The sequence below is a fragment of the Streptomyces sp. NPDC048604 genome, from assembly GCF_043199435.1.
Lineage (GTDB): Bacteria > Actinomycetota > Actinomycetes > Streptomycetales > Streptomycetaceae > Streptomyces.
Genome location: NZ_JBICVX010000011.1, coordinates 298151 through 307947, shown reverse-complemented (window position 1 = coordinate 307947; position 9797 = coordinate 298151). Strand labels below are relative to the sequence as shown.

12 protein-coding genes and 3 pseudogenes are annotated in these 9797 nt (G+C 71.5%); 13 read left to right on the top strand and 2 right to left on the bottom strand.

Going from position 1 to position 9797, the window contains the following annotated elements:
• The 8 genes from ACGFMM_RS23760 to ACGFMM_RS23725 form a co-directional block, all read left to right on the top strand.
• Nucleotides 1–336 (top strand): TetR-like C-terminal domain-containing protein (locus tag ACGFMM_RS23760; protein WP_393648420.1); only part of this gene is annotated, 336 nt, incomplete at its 5' end.
• Nucleotides 337–688: 352 nt separating this feature from the next.
• Complete coding sequence (locus ACGFMM_RS23755) at nt 689–1642, top strand: NmrA/HSCARG family protein (RefSeq protein WP_393648419.1); 954 nt, start codon at nt 689–691, stop codon at nt 1640–1642.
• Between the two features lie 164 nt (nt 1643–1806).
• Complete coding sequence (locus tag ACGFMM_RS23750; protein WP_393648418.1) at nt 1807–2022, top strand: hypothetical protein; 216 nt, start codon at nt 1807–1809, stop codon at nt 2020–2022.
• A 147-nt stretch (nt 2023–2169) separates the two neighbouring features.
• Nucleotides 2170–2541: a hypothetical protein gene (locus ACGFMM_RS23745; protein WP_393648417.1), complete on the top strand. Its 372-nt coding sequence runs from the start codon at nt 2170–2172 to the stop codon at nt 2539–2541.
• Between the two features lie 268 nt (nt 2542–2809).
• Nucleotides 2810–3409 (top strand): sulfite oxidase-like oxidoreductase, encoded by a 600-nt coding sequence (locus ACGFMM_RS23740; protein ID WP_393648416.1) that lies wholly within the window; start codon nt 2810–2812, stop codon nt 3407–3409.
• Nucleotides 3409–4110: a ferredoxin reductase gene (locus ACGFMM_RS23735; RefSeq protein WP_393648415.1), complete on the top strand. Its 702-nt coding sequence runs from the start codon at nt 3409–3411 to the stop codon at nt 4108–4110. Before ACGFMM_RS23740 ends, ACGFMM_RS23735 begins: the two co-directional genes overlap by 1 nt.
• A 32-nt stretch (nt 4111–4142) precedes the next feature.
• Nucleotides 4143–4427 (top strand): DUF6510 family protein, encoded by a 285-nt coding sequence (locus tag ACGFMM_RS23730; RefSeq protein ID WP_393648414.1) that lies wholly within the window; start codon nt 4143–4145, stop codon nt 4425–4427.
• A 27-nt stretch (nt 4428–4454) separates the two neighbouring features.
• A complete protein-coding gene (locus ACGFMM_RS23725) occupies nt 4455–4907 on the top strand; it encodes a DUF5709 domain-containing protein (RefSeq protein WP_393648413.1) in 453 nt (150 codons plus the stop codon).
• Between the two features lie 15 nt (nt 4908–4922).
• Here ACGFMM_RS23725 and ACGFMM_RS23720 read toward each other — a convergent pair whose 3' ends face one another.
• Both ACGFMM_RS23720 and ACGFMM_RS23715 read right to left on the bottom strand, forming a co-directional pair.
• The gene (locus ACGFMM_RS23720; protein ID WP_393648412.1) at nt 4923–6023 is read right to left on the bottom strand and encodes an aliphatic sulfonate ABC transporter substrate-binding protein; all 1101 of its coding nucleotides are present in this window, start codon (nt 6021–6023) and stop codon (nt 4923–4925) included.
• Between the two features lie 360 nt (nt 6024–6383).
• Nucleotides 6384–6842: an RrF2 family transcriptional regulator gene (locus tag ACGFMM_RS23715; RefSeq protein ID WP_393648411.1), complete on the bottom strand. Its 459-nt coding sequence runs from the start codon at nt 6840–6842 to the stop codon at nt 6384–6386.
• Nucleotides 6843–6962: 120 nt separating this feature from the next.
• Between ACGFMM_RS23715 and ACGFMM_RS23710 the strand changes: the two are divergent.
• The 5 genes and pseudogenes from ACGFMM_RS23710 to ACGFMM_RS23690 all read left to right on the top strand — a co-directional run.
• Nucleotides 6963–7265 (top strand): annotated as a pseudogene (locus ACGFMM_RS23710) (AAA family ATPase); the annotation flags it as partial.
• Nucleotides 7266–7434: 169 nt separating this feature from the next.
• Nucleotides 7435–7587: pseudogene (locus tag ACGFMM_RS23705) on the top strand (ABC transporter substrate-binding protein); the annotation flags it as partial.
• Between the two features lie 323 nt (nt 7588–7910).
• Nucleotides 7911–8885 (top strand): glutathione S-transferase C-terminal domain-containing protein, encoded by a 975-nt coding sequence (locus ACGFMM_RS23700; protein WP_393648410.1) that lies wholly within the window; start codon nt 7911–7913, stop codon nt 8883–8885.
• A 104-nt stretch (nt 8886–8989) separates the two neighbouring features.
• Nucleotides 8990–9133, top strand: coding sequence for a putative leader peptide (locus ACGFMM_RS23695; protein ID WP_393648409.1), 144 nt, complete (start codon nt 8990–8992; stop codon nt 9131–9133).
• 69 nt (nt 9134–9202) lie between these two features.
• Nucleotides 9203–9646 (top strand): annotated as a pseudogene (locus ACGFMM_RS23690) (FMNH2-dependent monooxygenase); the annotation flags it as partial.
• Nucleotides 9647–9797 lie beyond the last annotated feature (151 nt).

Below are 9797 nucleotides of genomic sequence, written 5' to 3'. Positions count from 1 at the left end.
GCGGACGGCCCGCGCGCCCGGGTCGCCGCCCTCGCCCGCGCCTACCTCGACTTCGCCGAGCGCAACCCGGCGGTCTACGACGCCATGTTCCAGCTGGACGGCGGCCTGCTGTTCGCGAACGAGGACACCCCGGAGCCGCTGAAGGACGGCTTCGCCGCCCTGTTGGAGACTCTCGCCGAGGTCGCCGGGGAAGGCGTCCACCCGGGACTGTTCACCGAGACGTTCTGGGCGGCCCTTCACGGGCTGGCCACCCTGACCCGGGCGGGACGACTGCCCACGGGGGACGCCGAGCGGAGAGCGGAGCTACTGGTGGACCGGCTCGCCGTGATCGTCTGAAGGCCGTGATCGTCTGATCGCCGTGGTCGACGGCGGGACCGGGATCCGTAAGCGCGTTCCGGGGTCTCGACCTCGAACGCGTCCTCTGTTCGGCTGACTTCGCACCGAGCCGGCGCAGCGCCGTCGCGGACACCCACTGTGCATCTGGCCCCGCGACAGGGCGTCGGCACGTGCTCTGAGCGCCCGGAACCTGCTGGTCAGCGCCCTGCTCCAGGCCTGAGCAGCGAGAGCCCTCACCGTCGTACGGCGACTGCCTCGCGATGCGTCGGCCCGCCCCGGCCGCCGAGGACTGGCGACGCGCGCCCTGGGTAGTCGCGGGGCAGGCGGCAGACCCGTTTGAGGCGAGTGAGCCATGACCGACAAGAAGATCATCACGGTGTTCGGGGCGACCGGCCGGCAGGGTGGCGGCCTTGCCCGCGCGATCCTGTCGGACCCGGACGGGGAGTTCGGCGTACGCGCGATCACCCGGCATCCGGAGTCGGAGCCGGCGCAGGAACTGGCGCGTCGCGGCGCCGAGATCGTCCGGGCGGACATGGACGACCCGCCCAGCCTGAAGCCCGCGTTCGAGCACGCCTACGGCGCGTACCTCGTCACGAACTTCTGGGAGCACATGTCCGTCGAACGCGAGCAGGCGCAGGCCCGCGCCCTGGCCCAGGCCGCCGGGCACGCGGCGGTGCAGCACGCGATCTGGTCCACGCTGGAGGACACCCGCGACTGCATCCCGCTCGACGACCCGCGCATGCCGACGCTCCAGGAGCGCTACAAGGTGCCGCACTTCGACGGCAAGGCGGAGGCGGACCGGTACTTCGGCGACGAGGGCGTGCCGACGACCTTCCTGCGCACCACTTTCTACTGGGGCAACCTGCTGGACTCGTTCGCCCCGAGCCGCGCCGAGAACGGCGAGCTGCGGCTGACGTTCCCGATGGGGGAGAAGCGACTCTGCGGGATCGCGGCCGACGACATCGGCAGGGTCGCCCTGGCCGTGTTCCGGCGCGGGACCGACCTCATCGCCGCGACGGTCAGCATCGCCGGCGGGCACCTCACCGTCGCCGACATGGCGGCGGTCCTGACGGAACGCCTCGGCCTGCCGGTGCGCTACCGGCCGCTGAGCCCCGACGCGTACCGCGCGCAGGACCGGCCGGCGGCGGCGGAGACCGGGAACATGTTCCAGTACTACGCCGACTGCGAGCAGCGGTTCGTCGCCGCGCGCGACGTCGACGCGGTCCGCCAACTCGTGCCGGAACTACAGGACTTCGAGGCCTGGATCACCGCGCACCGGGACGAGCTGCGCAGCGCCTGGAGCTGACGACGTGTCGGGGTGAGAGGCGGGGGCGAGGTCGAGGCGTACGCCCTGCCGGAACTTCGCGCGGACGCCCCGTCCGACCGCCGCACCGCCTGAGTACGATCACCTACGCCGGTCTGGGTACGTGAGCGGTCGTCCGCCGCGCGCGGCGCCGGGAAGGTGGACGCATGCGCCGACTGCTGCTGCTCGCACCGTTGTTGTTGTTCACCGCCGCCTGCGGAGTGGTGGAGTCCTCCGCGGACGAGGCGACGGGCGCCGCACGGGAGGTGGCCAGGAAGGCGGGGGAGCGGCTGTACGGCCAGCGCCCGCGCACGGCGGAGGAGGTCGGGCGCTCCGCTGCCGGCATCGACGGGGTGGAGGTCATGCGGGTGACGGGTACCTAGACGCACGACGGGGACGGCGTCGACGTCGTCGTCCGCACGTCCGGCTCGGCGTACGACGCGTGGTTCGACGTCGAGGAGGTCGTCGTGCGGCGCTGTTTCACGGTGCGGGTGTCGCCCAAGTCGGAGTGGCGTGAGGATCCCCGTGACGTGCCATGCCCGGACGGCCTTCCGCTGACCTTCGCCCCGCCACCCGAGCCGCCCCGACTCCCGTACGAGGAGCTCCGCGCGAAACTTCCCCGGGTGCCGGCAGGCGGCCGGGCGGATGAGGCCGAGGTGCGCCGTACGCTCGCCGCCCTGGACATGGATCCCGCGATCCGCACCGAGGTGAAGGCGGACGGCGGCCGGGTCGGCGTGCTCCTGTCGGTGAAGGGCAACGGGTTCGACGCGCAGGACTGCCTTCTTGCCCGCGTGGCCCCCGGTGCCACCGAGGTGTGGGTGCCGCCCCGGATCCAGCGGATGCCCGGAGAGGGCGGCTGCACCATCGCCAACGCCTTGGACCCGCTGCCGCCACCGCACTGAACGGGGGGGCACCGCCGCCCCCACCCCCTGTCGTACGCCGGGTTGCGCGGGCACGGTGGGCGGGGATCATGGGGTGAAGAGCAAGGGACACGGTGCACCGTGTCCCCATGGCGCGATGCCACAGCCGCAGTGCGCGCGGCCGTTGCGGCCCTGCCGCCCCACCCGCCGCCCAGCCTGCCGCTCAGCCCGCCCCGAACGAGACGGCGGATGACGACCTCCAGCCCCGCCAGGACGACGGCGGGCGACTGCGAGCGAGAGGAACGGACCCATGGACAGCCTGTCGCCAGGGTTCCACGGGAAGACGCACGCCTTCGAGGGCCGACTGCCGCCGGGGCAGTATCCGACGGAGTCGTTTCCCGTCCTGTCCGCCGGGCCCACCCCGCACATCCCCACCGACCGATGGTCGTTCACCGTGACCACCGAGGTGGGGGAGAGCCGGTCCTGGACGTGGGACGAGATGATGGCCCTCCCGCAGGAGGAGCCCACCGTCGACATCCACTGCGTGACCCGGTGGTCGAAGTTCGACACCGCCTGGCGCGGCGTCTCGCTCGACGTCCTGCTCGACGAGGTGGAGACGGCGGCCGACTTCGTCGTCGCCGAGTCGTTCGACGGCTACACCGCCAACCTTCCGCTGGAGGACGTGACCGACGGCAAGGCGTGGCTGGCGCACACCTACGACGGCTACCCGCTCTCCCCGGACCACGGCGGCCCGGCCCGCCTCGTCATCCCGCACCTGTATTTCTGGAAGTCTGCGAAGTGGATCAAGGGCCTCATCCTCACACCGGACAACGAACCCGGCTTCTGGGAATCGGCCGGCTACCACGACTACGGCGATCCATGGCGTGAGCAGCGCTACTGGAGCGACTGATGCACGGATGGCGCCGGGCCCGGCTCACGGAGCGGACGGACCAGACGGCGACCGGCCGCACGCTGCGGTTCGAGGTCCCGCAGTGGCCCGGACACCTGGCCGGCCAGCACGTCGACGTACGGCTGACCGCCGACGACGGGTACCAGGCCGTACGGAGCTACTCGCTCGCGGCGCCCGCCGACACCGACGGCATCGAGCTGGGCGTCCAGGCGACGGCGGGCGGTGAGGTCTCCCCGTACCTCGCGAACGCCCTGCCCGTCGGCGCCGAGGTCGAGGTCAAGGGACCGCTCGGCGGCTGGTTCGTGTGGACGCCGCAGGACCGCGGCCCGCTCCTGCTCGTCGCCGGAGGCTCCGGCGTGGTGCCCCTGATGGCGATGTTGCGTGCACGGCTGGGAACGGCGTCGGACGAGCCCTGCACACTCCTCTACTCCGTGCGCGGACCGGACGAGGTCTGGTACGCCGCGGAACTCGACGCCGCCGCCGACCCCGTGCGCGTCCGACGCCTCTACACCCGCACGGCACCCGCCGGTTTCGAACGCCCCGCAGGACGTATGACGCAGCCCGACCTGCTGGACCTCCCGCCCTCTTCGGGCACCCGCTGCTACGTCTGCGGTCCGACCGGATTCGTCGAGCACGTCAGCGCCCTTCTCCTGGCCACCGGATACGCACCCGGCCAGATCCGTACCGAACGCTTCGGCTGACACACCCGCGCCGCACGGTGAGGAGCCCCGCCATGAACGAGCATCCCCTGTACCTCGACGGCAACGCCCTGGCCGGTCCGCTCGGGGAGGTCTTCGCCATCGACCCGACCACGGCCTGGCGGCTGTGCCCCGACTGCCGACTGCCGGCGACCATGGCTCAACTGCACGTCTACGGACCCGAACCCGGCCTGACCGCCCGCTGCCCCGGCTGCGCGGCCATCGCCCTGCGCGTGGTCACCCAGCCCCGGTACCTCTGGCTCCAGATGGGCAGCGGAGCCGGTGCCTTCCGTTTCGCCCTTCCCCACACCGCGCCTTGAGGCGCGGTGGAACGAAGGGAGGTCCACATGACCGAGCCTGAAGCGTGGGGCGACGACGTCTATCAGCCCGACGGCAGCGAGGTCCAGGACGACGCGGGCGTCCTGGACTACGAGGACACCCTCGACGGATCCGCGGGCGACCCGCTCGACGAAGGGTACTCACCGCCCGAACGCCCCCTGGGCGTCGAGCACACGGGCGTGACGGCGGCCGAGCGGGTACGCGGCGAATCCCTCGACGAGCGGCTCGCGGAGGAGGTTCCCGACGTCGTCGTCCCGGCCGGTGACGGCATCGGCGACGCGGCGGACACCGACGGCGAGCTCCTCGACGACCAGGTCGGCGGCCCTGAAGCCGGCCGCCTGATGTCCGAGGACCAGGGGACCGGGCCCGTCCTCTCGGAACCGACGGCCCGCGACCTCGGCCTCGACGGCGGCGCGGCCTCCGCCGAGGAGGCCGCGATGCACATCGTCGACGAGGAGTGAACCCGGCCCTGGACCTTACTTGGCGCCGAGGCCGGCGTCGGAGACCTCGGGCTTGCCGGTGGCCTTGAGGACCTTGTTCAGGGCCGTGAGGTCGTAGATGCCCTTCAGGTCGGGCTTCTCCAGGAGACCGGCCTTCACCGCGTGGTCGGCCTGGGCCTGGAGCGTGGCGGCCAGCGGGTCGTCGGTGAACTGGATCGAGGGCCAGGCGCTGTTGATGACCTTGTCGCCGAGCGGCTTGCCGGACAGTTCCTTCAGCTTGGCGTTGGCCGAGGCCTTCGCCTTGTCCGGGTTGGCGTTGATCCAGGCGTTGGTCTTCACCGATCCGCGCAGCACGGCCTCGACGACGTCGGGGTGGTCCTTCAGGAACTTCTGCGACACGATGATGTTCGTGATCACGAACTTCTTGTCGGGCCACAGGTCCGACTCGTCGAGCAGCACCTTCGCGCCCTCGCTGACGAGCTTGGAGGCGGTCGGCTCGGGCACCCAGGCGCCGTCGATGGAGCCGGACTTGTAGGCGTCGGGGGTGACCTTGTTGTCGGTGCGCAGGACGGAGACGTCGCCCTTGCCGCTCTGGGGGTCGACCTTCCAGCCCTTCTCCGAGGCCCAGTTGAGGAAGGCCACGTCCTGGGTGTTGCCGAGCTGGGGGGTGGCGATGCGCTTGCCCTTGACGTCGTCCAGGGTCTTGATCTTGTCCGGGTTGACGACCAGTTTCACGCCGCCGGAGGCCGAGCCGCCGATGATGCGCAGGTTGGTGCCCTTGGACTTGGTGTAGCCGTTGATGGACGGCGAGGGGCCGATGAAGCCGATGTCGATCGAGCCGGCGTTCAGGGCCTCGATCTCGGAGGGGCCTGCGTTGAAGGTGGAGACCTTCAGCTGGGTGCCGCCCAGTTCCTTCTGGAAGATGCCTTCCTGGTGTCCCACCAGGGCGGTGGCGTGCGTCAGGTTCGGGAAGTACCCGAGCCGGACGGCGTCGGCGGAGAGCTTCTCGCCCTCGGCGGCCACCTTCTTCTCGTCGCTCTTGGCCTCGGAGCCGTAACCGCAGGCGGTGAGCAGGAGGGGGAGCGCCGCTACGGCGGCGATGGTGCGCAGGGCGGAGAGCGGTCTTGCGGCAGACACAGAGGTGTCCTTTCACGGAAGGTCGACGCGTGCTCGGGCGGCCGGGATGTGTCCGACGGCCGACGGTGGTGTGTTCTGCGGGCGGGGGCCGGATCGCTGAACGGGACCAGCGCTACTGACAGATGGCGCTGGCGGTGTGGCCGAGGTCGATGTGCCGGCGGGAGGTGAGAAGGGGGAGCGAGTCGCCTGCCTGCTTCTGCGTGCGCACAGCTGCCACCCCCTCTGAGATTCCCTAGTTTTCCCACCTGGTTGATAGGCATAGTGGCAGAGGGCGGGTTTCGGCCCCAAGAGTGATTTCACATCCTGGACGAACTCGTCTTGCGTTTCGAGACTTCGCAGGTCGGAGCCTTGCGCTTCGTGTCAGGGATTGGTCCAGGCGGCCGGATCCTGCGCCAGGGCGTGCACGGAGTCGGGCAGTTCGGCGGAGGCGATGTCCGCCAGCGAGACGCCTTCCAGGATCTGGCGGACGTTCGCGCGCAGGGCGATCCAGAGCGGCAGGAGCGAGGTCGCGGGGCCGTCGTACGAAAGCTCCGGCGGGCGCACGCCGCGTACCGAGACCAGCGGACCCTCGACCGCCCGCACCACATCGGCGACGGAGATGTCCTCGGCGGCCCTGGCCAGCCGGTAGCCGCCGCTGGCGCCGCGCTGGCTGACCACCAGCCCGCCGCGCCGCATGTCGTTGAGGATGCCTTCGAGGAACTTGTGCGGGATCTCCTGCGCCTCGGCGATGGCCTCCGCCTTCAGGGGACCGGCCTCGGCGGTGCCGGCGAGGAGGAGGGCGGCCCGTACCGCGTAGTCCGCCCTGGCTGAGATGCGCATACGGGCATTATCACCGGTCACCGCCGATCACCGCACCGGCGCCCCAGGGGCGTTCGCCCTCTCCAGCCGGGCGCGAACACCGCCCAGACGGATCCTGAGCCTCTGCAGGGGTGTGGGCGGCAGCGCGCGGCCGTGGCCATCGCCCGCGCGCTCGCCCTCGAACCGAAGGTGCTGCTCTTCGACGAGCCCACCTCGGCGCTCGACCCGGAGCTGGTCGGCGAAGTCCTCGACGTCATCAAGGACTTGCCCCGCACCGGTACCACCATGATCGTCGTGACGCACGAGATCGGCTTCGCCCGCGAGGTCGCCGACACCGTGGTGTTCATGGACGGCGGCGTCGTCGTGGAGCAGGGCCCGCCGACGGCCGTCCTCGACGACCCGCGGCACGAGCGCACCCGCGCCTTCCTCTCCAAGGTCCTCTGACCACGTCCTCTGACCACGTCCTCCGACCACGTCCTCCGACCACGTCCTTTGACCAGGTCCCCTGACCACCCCTCACCTCAGATCCGCCGAGCAAGGAGCACACCCATGCCCACCTCGATCACCCGCCGCACCACCGCCGCCGCGCTGGGACTGGCCGCGGCCCTCGTACTTCGCCACCTACCGCGAGGACAACCTGGGCTTCGAGGCGAGGAAGGGCAGTGGCCTGAAGGCCACCGGGCCCGCGGACGTGGCGGGCAGGACCGTCGCCGTGAGCAGCGGCACGAACCAGGAGAAGCTGCTGGTCGAGTGGAGCAAGGAGAACGAGAATGAGACGGCGGGCCGGATGCGCGCGCTCCCTCTTGACGACGTGAGGACGTCGCCCGACACTCCAGTACAGAATCCCTAGTGGGCGGGTAGGAAATCATGGAGTGTCGGGAGCGGGTCGCCGCCGGCCGCGCCGCGCGCGCGGGCCGCCCGCCGCTGCTCCTCCTGACCTCCCGCCGCCACATCGATCTCCTGCGTGTCTGCAGCGCAACGAGTCCCCGGCGCCGAACCGGCGGCGCCCACGGTACGTGGGTGCCCCACGTGCGCCACTCGACGCACCTCTGAGAACCGGAAGCCGGACTTGGACACCCAGGGAGACTCATGCCCGCCGCACCCCTGACCACCGCGCCGTCTCACCCGCCCCTGCCTCTGCCCTCGCTGCCGTCGTTCCGCGGCAGGATCGGCCGTGACGCGAGCAGCGGCTACCCCGCCGTGCCGCGCCGATACCGCCTCCACCTCACGCCGTCCTGCCCCCGCTGTCTGCGGATCGCCATCACCCACAGCCTGCTCGGCCTGGAAGAGACCCTCCCCGTGGTGCTGCTGCCGGCCGTGCCCGACAGGCCCGACGGCGGACACTCCGCGCTGCGCCCCCTGTACGAGGCCAGTGCGCACCGGCATCCCGGACCGGCCGCCGCGCCGGTGCTGAGCGACACCTGGACGGGACGGATCGTCAGCACGCACGCCCCGGACATCCTGAGCGACCTCGCCCGGCGCTTCGCGGGTGACGACCCTGACCGGCCCGCGCTGTACCCGCACGGCGCAGAGACGGAGATCGAGGCCGTCGAGCACCTCTGCGAGCACCGCATCAACGAAGCCGCACAGCAGGCCGGTCAGGCCGGCGTCGACGCCGCCGCGCGTCGGTCCGCCCTCGGTTGCCTGCTCCGCGCCCTGGGCTCGCTGGAGTGGCGGCTCGCCCACCACGACTTCCTCCTGGGCGACGAAATCACCGCCGCCGACGTGCAGTTGTGGGTGACCCTGGTCCAGCTCGACACCGTGCACCGCCAGCACCTGGACGCCGCCGCGGTCCACCGCATCGCCGACCACCCGCACTTGTGGGCCTACGCACGGAGACTGGCCGCCCGACCCGCCTTCGGCCGCCCCCTCGACCTCGACGGCATCGCGCGCCGCCACCACGCCCACTGCAGGGGGTCGGAGGCCGCCGGGGCGGCCGTGCAGATCCTGGACTGGGGTGCCCACGTCGCGGGCGGGGCGGCCGCGCAGCCCCGCCAGGAGCATGCGGACGGATTCATGGAGCCGCAACACGCTCTCCACCTTCGCCCGTCCGGATCCGCCTAGGCTGCGAGAACCTGGGCCCGTCGTGCCGGAGCGCGGCGGGCCCCGACCCGAGCAGCAAGAGCAGCGCAAGGCACGAGCAGCGCGAACAGGACGGAAGAGCGGAGGTGCCGGTGGTGACGGTGGTGTCCCCCGTCTCCCGTGTGCTCGTCCCCGCTGCCGCGGTTCTCGTCGCGCGCGGCTGCGTCCGCCTGTACTCCCGGACCCACATCGATCTGCGACGGGTGGCCGGCGCCCTCTGTCGTTCCTGACCCGTTCCCCGCCATCGAGCCCTCCGTACGAGGGCCGGTGATCACATACGGTCGATCAGGAAGGCACCCGGGTACGTCACCCCTCGCGACACCGACCATGCCTGCGCGATCGTCGCCGAGATACGTGCCGGACAGGCCGCCGCAGGGCGGGCGGGGGAGCGGCTGCACATCTTCGGCGACCTGGTCGTGTTCCTGGGCGACGATCCCGCGGCGGCGGAGGACCGCAAGGCCCGCCTGGACGACCTCGCGGGCTACGTCTACACCGGCGACGCCGAGGTGTTCACGGGTGCGCCCCGGCAACTCGCCGACCTGCTCCTCGAGTTGCGCCGGGCCGGCCTGAGCGGCTTCCGGCTGCGCCCGGGCGTGATCGGCCATGACCTGGAACAGATCACCCGGGGGTTGGTCCCCGAACTCCGACGCCGAGGCGCCTTCCGGCACGCCTACGAGGCGGACACCCTCCGGGGGCTGCTCGGACTCGCCCGCCCCGCGAACCGCCACGCCGTCGCCGTCTGAGCCGCAGGAGGAGTCGTACCGCCATGACGCACCCGACCACCGGCAAGCCGCCGAAGCAGATCCTCCTCGCGGCACACTTCCCCGGCGTCAACAACACCACCGTGTGGAGCGACCCCCGGGCGGGCAGCCACATCGAGTTCGAGTCGTTCGC

Excerpts from the sequence above, each read along its gene's own strand:
- ACGFMM_RS23755 (WP_393648419.1), top strand. The coding sequence starts at position 689 with ATGACCGACAAGAAGATCATCACGGTGTTCGGGGCGACCGGCCGGCAG.
- ACGFMM_RS23750 (WP_393648418.1), top strand. The coding sequence starts at position 1,807 with ATGCGCCGACTGCTGCTGCTCGCACCGTTGTTGTTGTTCACCGCCGCC.
- ACGFMM_RS23740 (WP_393648416.1), top strand. The coding sequence starts at position 2,810 with ATGGACAGCCTGTCGCCAGGGTTCCACGGGAAGACGCACGCCTTCGAG.
- ACGFMM_RS23735 (WP_393648415.1), top strand. The coding sequence starts at position 3,409 with ATGCACGGATGGCGCCGGGCCCGGCTCACGGAGCGGACGGACCAGACG.
- ACGFMM_RS23730 (WP_393648414.1), top strand. The coding sequence starts at position 4,143 with ATGAACGAGCATCCCCTGTACCTCGACGGCAACGCCCTGGCCGGTCCG.
- ACGFMM_RS23725 (WP_393648413.1), top strand. The coding sequence starts at position 4,455 with ATGACCGAGCCTGAAGCGTGGGGCGACGACGTCTATCAGCCCGACGGC.
- ACGFMM_RS23715 (WP_393648411.1), bottom strand. The coding sequence starts at position 6,842 with ATGCGCATCTCAGCCAGGGCGGACTACGCGGTACGGGCCGCCCTCCTC.
- ACGFMM_RS23700 (WP_393648410.1), top strand. The coding sequence starts at position 7,911 with ATGCCCGCCGCACCCCTGACCACCGCGCCGTCTCACCCGCCCCTGCCT.